The 15,996-nt window shown below is 71.7% G+C and carries 16 protein-coding genes; 11 read left to right on the top strand and 5 right to left on the bottom strand.

What is annotated here, in order from left to right; all coding sequences use genetic code 11:
- Window positions 1-36 precede the first annotated feature (36 nt).
- Both ABD743_RS06695 and ABD743_RS06690 read left to right on the top strand, forming a co-directional pair.
- Window positions 37-1,485, top strand: a complete 1,449-nt coding sequence (locus ABD743_RS06695; RefSeq protein ID WP_344719890.1) for a fused MFS/spermidine synthase — start codon at window positions 37-39, stop codon at window positions 1,483-1,485.
- Window positions 1,486-1,525: 40 nt separating this feature from the next.
- Window positions 1,526-1,915 carry a hypothetical protein gene (locus tag ABD743_RS06690; RefSeq protein ID WP_344719888.1) on the top strand — a complete coding sequence of 130 codons (390 nt, stop codon included), beginning with the start codon at window positions 1,526-1,528 and terminating at the stop codon, window positions 1,913-1,915.
- A gap of 82 nt (window positions 1,916-1,997) precedes the next feature.
- On the opposite strand, the gene surE is transcribed toward ABD743_RS06690, so the two are convergent.
- Entirely contained in the window at window positions 1,998-2,795 is a 798-nt protein-coding gene (gene surE / locus ABD743_RS06685) for a 5'/3'-nucleotidase SurE (RefSeq protein ID WP_344719886.1), read from the bottom strand.
- A 106-nt stretch (window positions 2,796-2,901) separates the two neighbouring features.
- On the opposite strand from surE, the gene ABD743_RS06680 reads away from it, so the two are divergent.
- Window positions 2,902-3,810 carry an aldose 1-epimerase family protein gene (locus ABD743_RS06680; RefSeq protein ID WP_344720731.1) on the top strand — a complete coding sequence of 303 codons (909 nt, stop codon included), beginning with the start codon at window positions 2,902-2,904 and terminating at the stop codon, window positions 3,808-3,810.
- Between the two features lie 30 nt (window positions 3,811-3,840).
- On the opposite strand, the gene ABD743_RS06675 is transcribed toward ABD743_RS06680, so the two are convergent.
- Entirely contained in the window at window positions 3,841-4,617 is a 777-nt protein-coding gene (locus tag ABD743_RS06675; protein WP_344719884.1) for a transglutaminase family protein, read from the bottom strand.
- Window positions 4,618-4,692: 75 nt separating this feature from the next.
- Entirely contained in the window at window positions 4,693-5,634 is a 942-nt protein-coding gene (locus ABD743_RS06670) for an ATP-binding protein (RefSeq protein ID WP_344719882.1), read from the bottom strand.
- Window positions 5,635-5,784: 150 nt separating this feature from the next.
- Between ABD743_RS06670 and ABD743_RS06665 the strand changes: the two genes are divergently transcribed.
- The 4 genes from ABD743_RS06665 (at window position 5,785) to ABD743_RS06650 (ending at window position 9,923) form a co-directional block, all read left to right on the top strand.
- A complete protein-coding gene (locus ABD743_RS06665) occupies window positions 5,785-6,237 on the top strand; it encodes a MaoC family dehydratase (RefSeq protein ID WP_241036859.1) in 453 nt (150 codons plus the stop codon).
- Between the two features lie 57 nt (window positions 6,238-6,294).
- Window positions 6,295-7,509 carry an acetyl-CoA C-acetyltransferase gene (locus tag ABD743_RS06660; RefSeq protein ID WP_344719880.1) on the top strand — a complete coding sequence of 405 codons (1,215 nt, stop codon included), beginning with the start codon at window positions 6,295-6,297 and terminating at the stop codon, window positions 7,507-7,509.
- Window positions 7,510-7,643: 134 nt separating this feature from the next.
- A complete protein-coding gene (locus tag ABD743_RS06655) occupies window positions 7,644-8,150 on the top strand; it encodes a MarR family winged helix-turn-helix transcriptional regulator (protein WP_344719878.1) in 507 nt (168 codons plus the stop codon).
- Window positions 8,151-8,159: 9 nt separating this feature from the next.
- Window positions 8,160-9,923, top strand: coding sequence for an MDR family MFS transporter (locus ABD743_RS06650; protein WP_344719876.1), 1,764 nt, complete (start codon window positions 8,160-8,162; stop codon window positions 9,921-9,923).
- A gap of 60 nt (window positions 9,924-9,983) precedes the next feature.
- On the opposite strand, the gene ABD743_RS06645 is transcribed toward ABD743_RS06650, so the two are convergent.
- Window positions 9,984-10,490, bottom strand: a complete 507-nt coding sequence (locus tag ABD743_RS06645) for an inorganic diphosphatase (protein ID WP_344719874.1) — start codon at window positions 10,488-10,490, stop codon at window positions 9,984-9,986.
- 154 nt (window positions 10,491-10,644) lie between these two features.
- Between ABD743_RS06645 and dacB the strand changes: the two genes are divergently transcribed.
- From dacB to hpt, 4 genes are all read left to right on the top strand, one after another.
- Window positions 10,645-12,066 (top strand): D-alanyl-D-alanine carboxypeptidase/D-alanyl-D-alanine endopeptidase, encoded by a 1,422-nt coding sequence (gene dacB / locus ABD743_RS06640; RefSeq protein ID WP_344719872.1) that lies wholly within the window; start codon window positions 10,645-10,647, stop codon window positions 12,064-12,066.
- A 93-nt stretch (window positions 12,067-12,159) separates the two neighbouring features.
- Window positions 12,160-13,245, top strand: coding sequence for a zinc-dependent metalloprotease (locus ABD743_RS06635; protein WP_379658991.1), 1,086 nt, complete (start codon window positions 12,160-12,162; stop codon window positions 13,243-13,245).
- Between the two features lie 152 nt (window positions 13,246-13,397).
- The gene (tilS, locus tag ABD743_RS06630; protein WP_379659027.1) at window positions 13,398-14,390 is read left to right on the top strand and encodes a tRNA lysidine(34) synthetase TilS; all 993 of its coding nucleotides are present in this window, start codon (window positions 13,398-13,400) and stop codon (window positions 14,388-14,390) included.
- Between the two features lie 31 nt (window positions 14,391-14,421).
- A complete protein-coding gene (gene hpt, locus ABD743_RS06625; protein ID WP_344719870.1) occupies window positions 14,422-14,973 on the top strand; it encodes a hypoxanthine phosphoribosyltransferase in 552 nt (183 codons plus the stop codon).
- 9 nt (window positions 14,974-14,982) lie between these two features.
- On the opposite strand, the gene ABD743_RS06620 is transcribed toward hpt, so the two are convergent.
- Complete coding sequence (locus tag ABD743_RS06620; protein ID WP_344719868.1) at window positions 14,983-15,876, bottom strand: serine protease; 894 nt, start codon at window positions 15,874-15,876, stop codon at window positions 14,983-14,985.
- Window positions 15,877-15,996: the final 120 nt, after the last annotated feature.

Genomic DNA, 15,996 nt, shown 5'->3' with positions numbered 1-15,996 from the left:
TGGCGCCATGGGGGTCGCCCACCGGAGGATGGTGGGGTGAACGCCCTGTTCGCCCGGATAGTCGTGATTGTGAGCGGTGCCGCAATCTTGGTGGTGGAGACACTCTCCACCCGGCTCGTGGCGCCTTACGTCGGTCTGACCATCGAGTCCACCACGGCCGTGATCGGTGTGGCGCTGGCCGGGATCGCGGCCGGTGCGTCACTCGGCGGCCGCTGGTCCGACGTGCTGCCACCGCGCCGGGTCGCCGCCGGTGCACTGGCCGTCGGCGGGCTGGGCGTGCTCGTGGTGCGCCCGCTGATCCGGCTCCTGGGTCCGGGGCTCGGCCCAGGCCCGTACGCGGCGGTGGTGCTGGTGGCGGTGTCGACGCTGGTGTCGGTCACCGCACTGGCGATGGTGACGCCTGCCGTCACCCGGGCTTCCCTTTCGAGCGTGGACGGCTCCGGCGCGGTGATCGGCCGGCTGTCCGCGGCCGGCACGCTCGGGTCACTGGCCGGGGTGTTCCTCACCGGTTTCGTGCTGGTGTCGTTGCTGCCGACCACGGCGATCCTGCTGGCCACGGCCGGGGCCTGCCTGGCGCTCGCAGCGGTCACGGCCACAGTTCGCACGCGGACAGCGGTCGCAGGGGTGGCCGTCGCGACGGCGGTGGCAGGCGCGCTGCTGGTGGTCGTGCCCGGGCGCTGCGACGTCGACACCGTCTACTACTGCGCCCGTGTCGAGACCGAACCCGGGGATCCGAACACCCGCATCCTCGTGCTCGACGATCTGCGCCATTCGGCTGTCGACCTCTCCGACCCCACCCGACTGCAGTTCGCCTACACCCAACGCTTCGCCGACGCGATCGACTCCGCGTTCCCGGGCAGGGGGGCGCTTCAGACGGTGCACCTCGGCGGGGGCGGGTTCACGATGCCGCGCTGGCTCGCGGCCACCCGTCCGGGCAGCACCTCCACCGTGCTCGAGGTGGACGCAGGAGTGGTCGAGCTGGCCCGTCGCGAGCTGGACGTCGACTCGATTCCCGGCACGTCGGTGCAGATCGGGGACGCCAGAACGTCGCTGGCGAGCGTGCCGACGGCGTCCGCGGACGTCGTGGTGGGCGACGCATTCGGCGAGCGTTCGGTGCCGTGGCATCTCGCCACGGCCGAGTTCATGGGCGATGTGAACCGGGTGCTGCGCATCGACGGTGTCTTCGTGCTGAACGTGATCGACCACCAGCCGTGGCACCTGCTCGCCGCCGAGATGGCCACCGTCGCGAGCCGGTTCCCGCACGTCGCACTCCTGGTGCGGCCGGATCAGCTCGCCCCGGGCGGCGGCGGCAACGCTGTGATCGTCGCTTCCGACCGGCCGCTCGACGCCACCGCGATGGCCGCCCACGCCGCCGCTCACGGCGAGCCGAACTCGGTGCTCGGCGACGACGACGCCCGCAGCTTCGCCGCCGGTGCCCAAGTTCTCACCGACGACTGGGCGCCGGTCGACCAGCTGCGAGGCTGAGCACGGTACGGTCCGCACGACCCGAGGGGAAGGTGGCGTGGTGGCCAGCTGGGACGATCTGGTGTCCTTCGTCCGCGTGCGCTACGAGATCATGCGGCAGGTCGAGGACGAGCTGTGGTTCAACCTGCCCACATCGGGCGAGCGCACCCAGCTCGTCGTGGTGCGGTTGGTGAGCGGAGAGGACTCCCATCACTGGGCCCAGATCACATCGCCCATCGGGCGGGCCGCCGACCTGGACCTTCCCCGGCTGCTCGTGCTCGCGGGTGAGTCGATTGCCGGCGGTGCCGTCGCCACCGACGGAGTGGTGCTCTTCCGCCACTCGATCCCGCTGGCGGACACCGCGCTCGACGGGTTCGACCGCTCGTTCCGCGTGGTGGTCGAGGTGGCCGACCGGCTCGAGCACGAGCTGACCGGCTCCGACGAGCATTGAGCCGGCGCACCGGAACCTGAACGAGCGGGCCCTCCGTCCAGACCTATTGGACGAGAGTGCCGCCCGTCGGCCCTGGCCCGCTCTAGCCCGCTCGCCTGCTCGGGGTCACCCGGTCAAGAACACCTGGCCGTTCGGTCACGCCGACCAGCTCCGTGAGCGTCGGGTGGCCCGCGGCCAGCAGCGCGGCGTCCTTACCGGGTTCGAGCGGAGTCGACATCTTCACCCCCTCGGAGTGCAGCACCTCGCCGTGCTCTCCGCTGCGGTGGTCGACGCGCACCTGGACCGTGCCGAACGTCGAGAGCCCGGCTTCGCGCAGCTCTCCGACCTCGGCGACGGGCAGGTTGGGCACGTTCAGCGACAGAGCGGCGGGGTCCGGGGCGGCGAGCAGCACGTCGAGCACCTCGGGCAGGAGGTGCAGCACGGTGTCCCAGTGGGCGTTCTCCGCCGGGTCGGCAAGGTCAAGTGACACGGCCAGCCCGCGCCACCCGTGCATCAACCCGGCCAGCACCGCGTTCACCGTGCCGGAGTGCAGCACCGCGTGACCGAGGTTGGCTCCGAGGTTGATGCCGGACAGCACCACATCCGGCTCCGGGTCCAGCCAGCCGCGCCCGGCCGAGTGCACGATGAACGCCGGGTGCCCCTCCACCGCATAGGCCGGCACGCCGGGCAGGCCGGCGAGCTCCCGGCGGTGCACGCGGGTGCGGTTGCCGTCACGGATCGACAGCACCGACCCACCGACACCGCTGGCGTCGACGTGCGGCGCGGCGACGACCACCTCGAACCCAGCGGCACGCGCTCCGTCGGCGAGCGCGTGCAGCCCGGGGGAGTCGATGCCGTCGTCGTTGGTGATCAGGGCACGGAGACGTCGCGAATGGGCCACCAGTTCACCGTAAGGGAGGAAGGTGACCTGGGGGCGACGCGCCCGTGACCCGCACCGGTCCCCGCCGCCACGGACGTAGGCTCCGCCAGTGGTCACCCGCATCCCCATGCCCCCCACGGGCGAGCAGTTCGAGATCCGCTCCGGCGACGTCCGCGCGGTCGTCACCGAGGTCGGTGCGGGCCTTCGGGCCTTCGAGTCGGACGGTCGCCCGTACATCGAGACGTTCGACGAGTCCGCGCGCCCACCACGCGGGTCGGGCAACGTCCTCGTCCCGTGGCCCAACCGCACCGCGCACGGGCGCTGGACGTGGAACGGGCAGCCGCAGCAACTCTCGCTGAGCGAGCCCGCGGCGGGCAACGCGATCCACGGGCTGCTCCGCCACGCCTTCTACCGCACGGGCGAGCTCACGTCGGACACCGTGACGCTGCACGCCGTGGTCGCTCCGCAGCCGGGCTGGCCCGTGCCGCTCGACACAAGCGTGCGGTTCGCCGTGAGGGCCGACGGGCTCACCGTCACCCACCGCGTGCGCAACGTGGGGGCCGATCCGGTCCCGTTCGGCGTCGGGGCGCACCCGTACCTGCGGGCAGGGGACGAGGCCACCGACGACTGCGTGCTCACGCTGGCGGCCGCGTCGACGCTCCCGTTGGAAGGCGGTCTGCCCACGGGACCGGCCGGGCCCGCCGATGGCGATCTCGACTTCCGGGCGGGCCGGCCACTTCGCGGCCGTGAGCTCGACCACGCCTTCGGCGACTGCACACCTGCCGACGGGGACACGGTGGTCCGCCACCGGCTGACCGGACGCACCGCCGGCGTCGAGCTGTGGGCCGATCCCGACTTCGCCTGGGTGCAGGTCTTCACCCCCGACGACCACCCCGGGCGGGGCCGCGCGGTCGCCGTCGAGCCGATGACCTGCCCTCCGGACGCGCTGAACTCCGGAACCGGGCTGCTCGTCGTCGAGCCGGGTGAGACGTGGACCGGGAGCTGGGGCATCCGACCGCTGGCGATCTCCGGCTGATCAACGGGGTCGGCGATCAGGACCGTCGGCTCAGTTCAGGCGGGCGCGCAGGGCACGGGCCGCGGTGCGCAGCAGCTCGGCCCGCTCCGGCGGTGACTCCGGAAGCTGTTCCTCCAGCACACGGGCCCCGTCGATCCAGCGGGCCTGGTCGCCCAGCGCGCCTGCCAGCTCGAGCAGGTCGGGGAGCCCGGCGCCGGGGAGGGCGAGCCGCATCCGCACCACCCATTCCAGGTCGTCCGGACGTCGCCGGGCCCGGTAGACCAGGCGGAGGTTCTCGAGCATCCGCAGCAGGATCGACGGCGTCGCGGCGCTGGCCAGCAGGTGCGGCCCGAACGGCACCTCGGGGCCAGCCCCCGACGCCGTGCGGAACAGGGCCTCGGCCGCGGCGTCGTCGAGCTCGACACCACCGTGGAACACGTCGAGGAGGACCTGCGAGTCGACCGCCCGCACGAGGAAGTGCCCGGGCATACCCACGCCTTCCAGCTCGATCCCGGCCCGCCTGCCGACCTCGATCGTGACCACGGCCAGCGTGATCGGTATGCCCAGCCTGCGCTCGAGGACGTTGTGGAGCAGCGAGTTGCGCGGATCGTGGTAGTCGCCGACGTTGCCGGCAAACCCCTCCTGGACGAACAACCGGTCCACGAGCCCGTCGAGCGAGGTGACGCCCTCGGCGAGGCGGTCCAGCTCGCGCAGCCAGCGTCCGGTGTCCAGGTCGGCGTCCGCACCTGCGGCCAGGGCGAGCGCGGCACGGTCCAACGGCGGGTCGGGCCGGCCGACCAGCTCGGCGAAGCGCGCAACCGTGTCCACCTCGACATGGTGAACCTCACGGCCCCGTACGTCGACGTTCTGCCCGGTTCGCCGCGGCTTCGTGATCCGGGCTCGTCAGAAGCGCATCTGCACCCGGATGACGGTGTTGCCGGGCTCGCTCCACGCCTCGAGCGTGTCGGTCAGCTCCGAGGCGAGCCAGAGGCCACGGCCGCGGGCGCCCTCCGGGGGCGGGAGCGACATGCCCGGGAACGGCACGCTCATCCGGCCGTGGTCGGCGACCTCGGCGACGACATCGGGCTCGTCCCACATCCGCAGCCGGCCCCGGCCCGGCCCGTGCTCCACGCTGTTCGAGGCCAGTTCGTTCACGGCGAGCACGAGGTCGGTGCCCCGGTCGGCGTCGAGTCCGGCCGTCTCGGCGACCCGGAGGACCAGGTGGCGCAGATCGATCAGGTCGTCCTGGCCGAAGGGGAGCTCCGCGACCGGCGGACCGAGATCCGGCGGTGGTGGCGGCGGGTAGTCCATCACCGACTCCTCCGGTTGCCGATAGCTCTTGCTGGGCTCGGGACCGTTGGCCGTGGCGAGGAGCGGGTGGGTGGCCTCCACCGTGGGCAGGTCCGCGACGTCGTGATCGACGGGGCACAACACCGTGATCGGCAGCCCGGCGGTGGCCACGTTCACCCCGATGTCCAACCGCGCCCAATGGTGAGGTCCGCGGTCGACTTCCAGCTGCTGGCTCACGACCAGCGCACGACCGCCCGGGTTGGTGATCCGCCTGCTCGTCCTGGCCCACCGCACAGCCACAGTGAAGGCCGGCATCCGGTGCACCTCGAACGGGTCTTGGAAGTCCACCTCGGCCGAGTCGCCCCCGAGGGCGCGGCGCAGACGCACGCCGGTGGGCTCGTCCAGCACGGCGACGACCGGATCCCCCGCCGACAAGGCGGCCGCGACCCGTGGAGCCAGCCTTTCGATGAGGTGGGCAGCGGAGGAGTACGGCACGGCCTCGTGCCACGCACCATCGGGTCGCCGGGGCGTCGTCCTCTCCGTTGCGGTCCCCATCACATCCCGTCCCTGCCGATGATGCCGACTTATAGGCGCGTACCCGCTCCGAGCAGGGCGAACCACCCAGCCGGGTGTGGCAGGGTGAATCGGCGGTCGAGATCCCCCTGTGCCACGGTGGATCAGCGGAGTAGGAGATCAGGAGTGACGATGCGAGTCTTCAACGGTGTCGACGAGCTGCGCGCGTCGGTGGGCACCCAGCTCGGGGTGAGCGACTGGGTCACGATCGACCAGACCCAGATCAACACCTTCGCCGACGCGACCGGCGACCACCAGTGGATTCACGTCGACGAGGAGCGCGCGAAGGCCGGCCAGTTCGGCACCACGATCGCGCACGGCTTCCTCACGCTCTCGCTCCTGCCCGTGCTCGTCTCGCAGATCTATCGGATCGAGAACACGAAGATGGGCATCAACTACGGCCTGAACAAGGTGAGGTTCACCTCGCCGGTGCCCGTCGGGAGCAAGGTCCGGGGGAGCATCGAGCTGATCGATGTCGCCGACGTGGCCGGAGGGGTCCAGCTCACCAACAAGGTCACGGTGGAGATCGAGGGGTCCGAGCGGCCCGCGCTCGTGGCCGAATGGTTGACCCGCCAGTACGTGTAGGACTCGATCGACGAGAGCAGTCAAGCGGTACGACAGGACGACGAGGGAGACGACCTGATGCGAGAAGCGGTCATCTGCGAGCCGCTGCGGACACCGGTGGGCGGCTTCGGCGGCTCGTTGCGGGACGTGCCCGCCCACGAGCTGGCGGCCACCGTGATCCGGGGCCTGCTGGATCGCACCGGACTCCCACCGGACGCCGTGGACGACGTCCTGCTCGGGCACTGCTACCCCACGATGGACGCCCCGGCGATCGGCCGGGTCGCCGCGCTGGACGCCGGCCTGCCCGTCACCGTCACGGGGCTGCAGGTCGACCGGCGCTGCGGCTCCGGGCTGCAGGCCGTGCTGTACGCGGCGATGCAGGTGCAGTCCGGTGCGTCGGAGGTGGTGCTGGCCGGCGGCGCGGAGTCGATGTCCGGAGCGTCGTTCTATTCCACGTCCATGCGCTGGGGCGCGAGGGGCGGACCAGGCGTGATGCTGCACGACTCGCTCGCCCGCGGCCGGGTCACGGCCGGCGGGATCAACTTCCCGGTGCCCGGCGGCATGCTCGAGACCGCGGAGAACCTGCGCCGCGAGTACTCCATCCCGCGTGAGGAGCAGGACGAGTTCGCCGTCCGCTCGCACCACCGCGCCGCCGCCGCGCGTGAGGCCGGGCGCTTCGCCGACGAGATCGTCCCGGTCACGGTGAAGGGTCGAAAGGGCGACACCGTGGTGGACACCGACGAGCACATCCGTCCGGACTCCTCGGTGGAGAAGCTGGCGACGCTGCGCCCGGTGCTCGGCCGCGACGACCCCGAGGCCACCGTCACCGCGGGCAACGCCAGTGGACAGAACGACGGCGCGTCCATCTGCGTGGTCACGCACCCGGCGAAGGCGGAGGAGCTCGGCCTGCGGCCGCTGGTGCGGCTGGTCTCGTGGGGTGTGGGCGGGGTGCCGCCCGCCACGATGGGGATCGGGCCCGTTCCGGCCGTCGCGAAGGCGATGGATGCGGCGGAGCTCACGCTGGCCGACATGGACCTGATCGAGCTGAACGAGGCGTTCGCCGCTCAGGTGCTGGCGGTCACCCGTGAGTGGAAGCTCGCGCCGGAGGACTTCGATCGGCTCAACGTCAACGGCTCGGGAATCTCGCTCGGCCACCCGGTGGGCGCCACCGGTGGCCGGATCCTCGCCACGCTCACGCGGGAGATGACCCGTCGCGAGGTCCGTTACGGCCTCGAGACGATGTGCATCGGCGGGGGCCAGGGCCTGGCCGCGGTGTTCGAGCGCGTCGCCTGAGGTCGCGTCTTCTCGCGGCACGGCCCACGTCACACGTGTGCAGGTTGCCGAAGCCGGACGGCCGGTACATCCTTGCATGAGTCAAGCTGTTGCGTGACACATGCAAGCCGACAATCTCCTCAGGGGGCCCAGCCGTGCCGTTCGACGACGAGCTCGTCATCGCCGACGAGGTCGGCAGCCAGCTCATTCGGCTGGTCCGGCTGATAGAGCGCAAGCAGGTGCAGTACCAGGCCGAGCACCCGGACGCGGTGGAGCGGGCCACATATCACCTGCTCGTCCACCTCGTGAACGACGGGCCGCGCCGCGCCGGGTCGCTCGCGGAGGCGGTGCACTCCGACCCGTCCACCATCAGCCGCCAGATCGGCCACCTGGTGCGTCTCGGACTGGTCGAGCGCACCGCCGATCCGGTGGACGGGCGAGCGACGCTGCTGGCTGCCACCGACGAGGGCCGACGGGTGTTCGAGGAGAACCGGCGTCTGCGCAACGAGCGGATCGTCGAGATGCTCGCGGGCTGGTCCCCGGACGACCGGCACGCGCTCGCCGAGCTACTGGCGCGGTTCACCAGCGACTTCGAGAACTCGATGCTCCGGTCGGCCGAGGCCGCCGCCGCCACGATCGATGCAGCGGCCGTGCGCTCCTGAGAGGCCCGCATGACCGAGCCCCCAGCTGATCCGGCAGGCGCTCGGTCCGCCGCCCTGGACGGGGGCGTGCTCACCCATCGGCAGATCCTGACGATCTTCGCCGGGCTGATGCTCGGGATGTTCCTCGCTGCGCTCGACCAGACGATCGTGGCCACGGCGATCAGGACGATCTCCGACGACCTCGACGGGCTCAGCCTGCAGGCCTGGGCCACCACCGCGTACCTGATCACGGCCACGATCACCACGCCGCTCTACGGCAAGCTCTCGGATCTCCTCGGACGCAAGCCGCTGTTCCTCACCGCGATCTCGATCTTCGTCGTCGGCTCGGTGGCGTGCACCTTCGCCACATCGATGTTCCAGCTCGCGGCTTTCCGCGGGATACAGGGGCTCGGGGCCGGCGGGTTGTTCTCGCTGGCTCTGACGATCATCGGCGACATCGTGGCGCCCCGGGAACGGGCCCGCTACCAGGGCTGGTTCGTGGGCGTCTTCGGCACGTCCAGCGTGCTCGGGCCGGTGGCCGGGGGGTTCCTCGCGGGGCAACCGGAGATCCTGGGCATCACCGGGTGGCGGTGGGTCTTCCTGATCAACGTCCCGCTCGGCATCGTCGCGCTGATCGTCGTGACGAAGGTGCTGAACGTCCCGCACACCCCGCGGGAACACCGCATCGACTGGCCGGGCGCGCTCGCGCTCACCGTCGGGCTCGTCCCGCTGCTGATCGTCGCCGAGCAGGGCCGGTCGTGGGGATGGGCGTCGCTGCCCGCGCTGACCTGCCTCGTGATCGGCGTGGCCGGGCTCGGCGCGTTCGTGGTGATCGAGCGATGGATGGACGACGACGCGCTGCTGCCGCTGCGGTTCTTCCGCGACGGCGTGTTCCGATCGGGCGTCGTGGCCTCGTTCATCGCCGGCACGGGCATGTTCGGTGTGCTCGCGGTCCTGCCCTTGTATCTGCAGATCGTCAAGGGATCGTCGCCGACCCAGGCCGGTCTGCAGACCCTGCCGCTCGTGCTCGGCATCATGTCGATGTCGGTGTTCTCCGGCCAGTTCATCTCGCGCACCGGCCGGTACAAGGTGTGGCCGGTCATCGGCATCTCGCTGATGATCGTCGGATCCGCACTGCTCTCGCGAGTGGACGTCGCGACGCCCTACTGGCGCACGGCGGTGGTCATGCTGGTGTTCGGCTGGGGGCTCGGCGCGGTCATGCAGCCGCTCACCCTGGCCGTGCAGAACGCGATGCCGCCGCAGGACATGGGCGTCGCCACCGCCTCGGCCACCTTCTTCCGGCAGATGGGCGGCACGCTGGGCACGGCGGTGTTCCTCTCCGTCCTGTTCGCCCAGCTCGGCGGCCGGGTGGCGGACAACCTCCGGGCCGCGTCCGCCACTCCGCAGTTCAGTGGAGCCGTCGCTGATCCCGAGGTTGTCGCCAACCCGGCGAACGCGCCGATTCTCGACGCGGTGGCGGGCCGTGCCGGACTGTCGCTCGACGACTCGTCGTTCCTCTCGTCGGCCGACCCCGTGGTGAGCCGGCCGATCCTCGACGGATTCGCGGAGTCCATGAGCGTGGTGTTCGTCGCGGCCTCGGTGGTTCTCGTGATCGGCCTCGTCGCCGTGGTCACGCTCAAGGAGGTGCCGTTGCGCACTCAGTCGGGCATCGATGCCCGGCGCAGTGAGGAGGTGCCTCCCGTGGCCGCCTTGGGGCCTTCGGCTACGCCCGTCGTCCTCCCCGCGGAGGCCGCGGTTCCGGACGCCGGGCGCGCAGCGAGGGACCGGCACTGAACAACGGGCGGCGATGCCCGAGACCGGGCAGGGGAGCGGCCGCCTCGATCGGGGAGTTGGTCAGTGCCCGTTCTCGTGCTCGGCGGCGGCGTCCTTCGCCCGCTGCCATGAGGTCTTGATCTCCCGCTCGGCGTCGGCCCGGCCCACCCAGGTGGCGCCCTCGACGCTCTTGCCCGGCTCCAGCGTCTTGTAGATCTCGAAGAAGTGCTGGATCTCCGCCCGGTCGAACTCGGGCAGGTGGTGGATGTCGCGCAGGTGCTCCTGGCGCGGGTCGTCGCTCGGGACGCAGAGGACTTTGTCGTCCCCGCCCTTCTCGTCCTTCATCCGGAACATGCCGATGGCGCGCGCCCGGATCAGGCAACCAGGGAAGGTCGGCTCCTGTACCAGCACCAACGCGTCGAGCGGATCGCCGTCCTCGCCGAGGCTGTCCTCGATGAACCCGTAGTCGGCGGGGTACTGAGTGGCGGTGAAGAGGGTGCGGTCCAGCCGGATCCGTCCGGTCCGGTGGTCCACCTCGTACTTGTTGCGACCCCCCTTGGGGATCTCAATCGTTACATCGAAGTCCACAGCACTCTCCTGCTGTTCAGAAGCGGGCATTGACGGAGCCGATGCCGGTCGGGCGACCGGCTCCGGCGCCTGCCTCTAGTGTGGGGGACCGCGTCGGCCCACTCGTGACCGGCCGACCTGTGCTGTTGTGCCACTGCGAGGGGGAAGGAGCGGCATGGGCTTCGGGCGGCGGATCGGTGACAGACTGCGTGTGTCCGGTAGCGGTGCGCGACGCGGCTTGATAGTTCTCGTGGTGCTGGCCGTTCTCGCCGCGTCCGGCAGCGCTGTTGCGCTCACCGGCCCCATTCTCGTGCACCGGCTCGGCCTCTCGCAGACCGAGACCGTCCTGCCGTCCTCGCCGCTGCCGATGCTCCAGCCGCTCCAGGGCGACGCGCCCCGGCCCTCCGCAGCCGGGGTGGCTGCGGTGCTGGACGGCGCGGCCGAAGCCCTGCCGGGGAAGTTCACCGGCATCGTCGTCGATCCGGCCACCGGGAAGACCATCTGGCAGCACACTCCGGAGGTCACGCTGACCCCGGGCTCCACGGGCAAGCTGCTCACCGCGGCCGCCGCACTGCTCACGTTCAACCCCACCGACAGGTTCGTCACGCGCGTGGTGCAGGGGCCGCAGCCCGGCACCGTGGTGCTCGTCGGCGGTGGAGATCCCACCCTCACCACCCTGCCCCCTGGCCAGGAGAGCGTGTACCCGGACGCCCCGCGGATGTCCGATCTCGCCGCCGCGGTCAAGAAGGCGGTGCCCGGCCCGATCACCCAGGTGCTCGTCGACACGAGCCGCTACCAGGGACCGACGATGGCCGAGGGCTGGGACCCCGCGGACGTGGCGGCCGGCTTCATCACCCCGATCGAGCCGCTCATGGTCGACGGTGGCCGGATCAATCCGAAGCTGCCCGAAGGGCCCCGCGTCCCCGACCCCGCGATGGCTGCCGGCCGGGCGCTGGCGCAGGACCTGGGCGTCGATTCCTCCGACGTCGCAGAGGGCGCGGCCGCGTCGGGCGCGAGGTCCGTCGCCGCGGTGCGATCGGCTCCCGTCGCGGTGCTCGTGGAGCAGATGCTGCGCGACTCCGACAACGTGCTCGCCGAGATCTTCTCGAGGGAGATCGCGATCGCCCGCCACGGCGAACCGACGTTCACCGGCGGCGTCCAGCAGACCGCCGCCGCGCTCGCCCAGGCAGGCTTCGACCCGACCGGCGCCGTCATGCACGACGGGAGCGGGCTGTCCACCGAGGACCTCGTGCCTGCCCGCCTGCTCGGGCAGCTGCTCAGCGCTGCCGCCGCGCCGGCCATCGGTCCGGACGACACCGAGTTCCTGCGCCCCATCATCACGGGGCTGCCGGTCGCCGGCGCCGACGGCACCCTCGTGGGCCGGTTCGGCCGCACCGGGGTCTCCGGGCCGGGCCGTGGGGTGGTGCGGGCCAAGACGGGCACACTCACCGCCGTCGCCAGCCTCGCGGGTGTCGTCTCCGACACCGACGGGAGGCTGCTGGTCTTCGTGCTGATGTCCAACGGCGTGAGCCCCGCCACCATGCGACCGAAGCTCGACGCCATGGCTGCGCAGCTGAGCCGCTGCGGCTGCCGTTGAGCGCAGCCGCAGGCTCTCCTGCGGGTCGGTACTCGGTGTCGCCGAGAAGGGCGTACCGGGCGTCCGTTGCGTAGCGTGGGCGATGTGCCGCACGTGACCGATGCCCTTCAGCCAGACCAATCGCTGCCCGGTCCGGCCGGCTCCACCGAGCGCGGCCTCCCCGTGGACTGGGAGCTGGCCCGGCGCACCGCCACCCGGCTCATGCAGCCCGGCCCGGATGCCACCCCGCAGGAGGCCAGGGAGCTCGTCACGCGGCTGCGGTCGGATGCGGCGGTCGCAGAGGGGCACGTCCGGGAGATCACCGGCCTCGGCGAGGGCCTGCCGCTGCTGCCCGCCGACGTCGTGGACCGACCGGCGTGGGCCGCGGCAGCCGTACACGGCATGTCTGCCCTCACCGCCGACGCGCAACTGCCCGCCGTGTCCCGTGCCGCCCGAGCCCTGACGGCCCGCACCGCGGGTCTGCAGGTCGGCGGCGTCGTCGCGTACCTGGGAGGCCGGGTCCTCGGCCAGTACGACCCGTTCGGCGGCCCCATGGGCGACGGGCGGCTGCTGCTGGTGGCGCCGAACGTGCATGCCGCGCAGCGCGCACTGGACGTGCCGGCCACCGACTTCGGGCTCTGGGTCTGCCTGCACGAGGCCACCCACCGGCTCCAGTTCACCGCCGTGCCGTGGTTGCGCTCGTACTTCGCCGCCGAGGTCGCCCGCTTCCTCACGATCACGCAGAGCAACGACCGCATCGTGCTGCTGGACCGGCTGCCCGAGGTCCTGCGCGCCGTGCGTTCCTCGGGCGGCGACTCGCTGGCGATCGTGGAGCTCCTGCAGGGGCCCGAGCAGCGGGCGGTGCTCGACCGGCTGCTCGCCCTCACCACGTTGCTCGAGGGGCACGCCGACCACGTCATGGACGCCGCAGGCCCCGGCGTGGTGCCGAGCGTGGCCACCATCCGCTCCCGGTTCACCGCCCGCAGGCGCGGCACGGGGCTCGTGGACCGGGTGCTGCGCGCCGTGCTCGGTGTGGAGGCGAAGGTGCGCCAGTACGCGGTCGGCTCCGCCTTCACCCGCCACGTGGTGCTCGCCGCCGGGATGGACGGCTTCAACCGGGTCTGGGAGAGCCCGGAGACCCTTCCGACCCGCGCCGAGCTCGCCGACCCGGGTGCCTGGCTGCGTCGCATCCACGGCTAGCCCCTCGCGAGTCGTGGCCAGCGGGATGAGCGGGCCCCTCGCCCGATAGGGCCGGACCAACGCGCCGTTGGTACGGCAGCTTTGTCTGCTTCCGGCAGACTCGCGCCCAGGAGCGTCGGGTGCGGGGCGGACGGAGAGGGCAGGAGGGGCTGGTGGCCGAGCGGGCACAGCGGCGCGTCGACCCGGCGGTGGCCGAGGTCCGGCGTGCTGTCCGGACCGCGCTCGCGGCGCTGCCTGCCCCGTACCGCACCGCTCCGCTACTGGTGGCGTGCTCCGGTGGCGCCGACTCGCTCGCACTCGCCGCTGCCACGCTGGCCGTCCGGGACGAGCGGGACGTGCACGCCGCCGTCGTCGATCACGGCTTGCAGGAAGGCTCGGCGGAGCTGGCGGCCACGACCGCGGATCGGCTGATCGGCATGGGGGCCATCGCGTCGGTGCACCGCGTGCGTGTGGACGGCCCCGGCGGCATGGAGGCGGCGGCGCGCCGGGCCCGCTACCTCGCGCTCCGCGCCGCCCGCCCGCACCCGGACGCGCCGGTCCTGCTCGGGCACACGCTCGACGACCAGGCCGAGACCGTGCTGCTCGGGTTGGGTCGGGGATCGGGGCCGCGGTCGCTGGCCGGCATGCGGGAGTGGGACGCGCCGTGGTTGCGCCCGTTCCTCGGGGTGCGCCGGTCCGTCACGGCGGCGGCCTGCGCGGCGTGGGGCCTCCCGGTGTGGGAGGACCCGCACAACGTCGACCCGAGGTTCACGCGGGTACGGCTGCGGCACGAGGTGCTGCCACTGCTGGAGGAGGTGCTCTCAGGGGGTGTGGCCGCCGCGCTCGCGCGCACCGCGGCCCAACTCCGCGAGGACGTCGACACGTTGGACGCGCTCGCAGCCGCGTTGCTCGCCGAGATCAGGGATGGCGACGCGCTGCGCGTCGAACCGCTGATCACGGCGGCGCCCGCACTGCGCAGGCGGGTGCTGCGATCGTGGCTGCTGGGCTCGTCGGTGACGACCCTCACCGATACGCAGCTGCGTGCCGCTGATCTCCTCGCAGGTCAGGGTCCGGATCGTGGCGGTGTGGCCCTTCCCGGTGGGTTGGAGCTGGTGCGGGAGCGTGGCAGGCTCTTCCTGCGCCCGGTTCGCTGGCATTCCGGCTGATCTTCACCGATACCCGCAGGAGGACGTCCGCGTGTACGACGGCGATATCGCCACGACCCTGGTCACCGAACAGGCGATCCGCGACAAGATCGCGGAGCTGGCGGCCCAGATCGGGGCCGACTACGCGGCCGAGGAGGCGGAGTCGGACCTCCTGCTCGTCGGGGTCCTGAAGGGCGCCGTCATGTTCATGACCGACCTCGCCAGGGCGCTCCCGCTCCCGGTGCAGCTCGAGTTCATGGCCGTCACGTCCTACGGCTCGGCCACGTCGTCCTCCGGGGTGGTACGCATCCTCAAGGACCTCGACCGGGACATCGCGGGGCGCAACGTGCTGATCGTCGAGGACATCATCGACTCGGGGCTGACGCTGTCCTGGCTGCTCAAGAACCTGGAGTCGCGCCAGCCCGCCTCGCTGCAGGTGTGCACGCTCCTGCGCAAGCCGGACGCGGTGAAGGTCGACGTCCCGGTGAAGTACGTGGGCTTCGACATCCCCAACGAGTTCGTCGTGGGCTACGGCCTCGACTACGCCGAGCGCTACCGCGATCTTCCTTTCATCGGCACGCTCGACCCCGCCGTGTACGCCTGAACCAGCTGCTCAGTTCACCGGCGGCCCGGCGGGCGTGGCCAGCTCGCGGGCCGGCACGCGGGCGGTGTTGAACGGCTCCGTGCCGAGCACGAGCTGGACGTCGCCGAGACCACCATTGGCGTTGGCGTACCCGAGCGCGCCGGCGAGGTCGCTCACTCCGTTGCTGACGGGCAGCGGGGCGAGGTTGAGGGTCGACAGGATGCCGACGGCGTCGCCCTGTTCGTCGACGAAGGCACTGCCGGAGTCACCGGGGACTCCAGGTGTGAGCGTGTAGACCTGGTGGCTCCGGCCACCCCCGGCTTCGGTGGCGCCGATCCCGGCTTTCGGGCTCAGCGCGCTGATTCCGCCCCGCAAGGGTGAGTTTCCGTAGCTGAAAACCTGCTCACCGGTGTTGAGTCCGTCCGTGTCCATCCCGGTGGGTCCGCCGAAGAAGGGAATGCTCGGGTTGACATCCGTCACGTCCTCCGGCGCGATCTCGACCAGCGCGAAGTCGTTGTAGGCGCAGATGTCGGGGTCGGTCTCCCCGTTCTCCTGCATCGTGACCCAGGAGCTGTACGCGAGCGTCCCGCTGCGGTCGGAGCCGTCCGCCGCCTCGATCGTGACGGGCGTGCCGAGCGGGAGGCTGCCGGAGTCGCACCCGTTCGTCTCCGTGGCCTCGCCGGTGCCGGCGCAGTGCGCGGCCTGGCCGAGGAACGTCCTGTCGCCGGTGGCGAAGACGAAGTTGCTGGTACAGGCCCCGCCGCCGATGGTGTCGGTGACGACGCCGGGGTGGATCACGGCCGTGTCCGCGGGGGCCCACCCAGCCGGTTCCGGTTCGGCGGAGGCCGCTGGTGCGACGAACGCGCCGAGCGCCGCGGTGCCCAGTGCGACACCCACCACGACACCACGAAACCGCACCGTCATGAGCACTCCCCCGTCACCGGCTCGCGCGGTCAATGTTGATCACCAACCGGGGGCAACGTAACGAGGGTGCTCTGCGTGGGATACCCCGGGTTGCCGGGAATGGCGGGGTGGGAACACAGA

This window comes from Pseudonocardia yunnanensis, from assembly GCF_039534065.1.
In the GTDB taxonomy this organism is placed as follows: domain Bacteria; phylum Actinomycetota; class Actinomycetes; order Mycobacteriales; family Pseudonocardiaceae; genus Pseudonocardia; species Pseudonocardia yunnanensis.
This window is presented reverse-complemented; position numbering and strand designations above follow the sequence as displayed.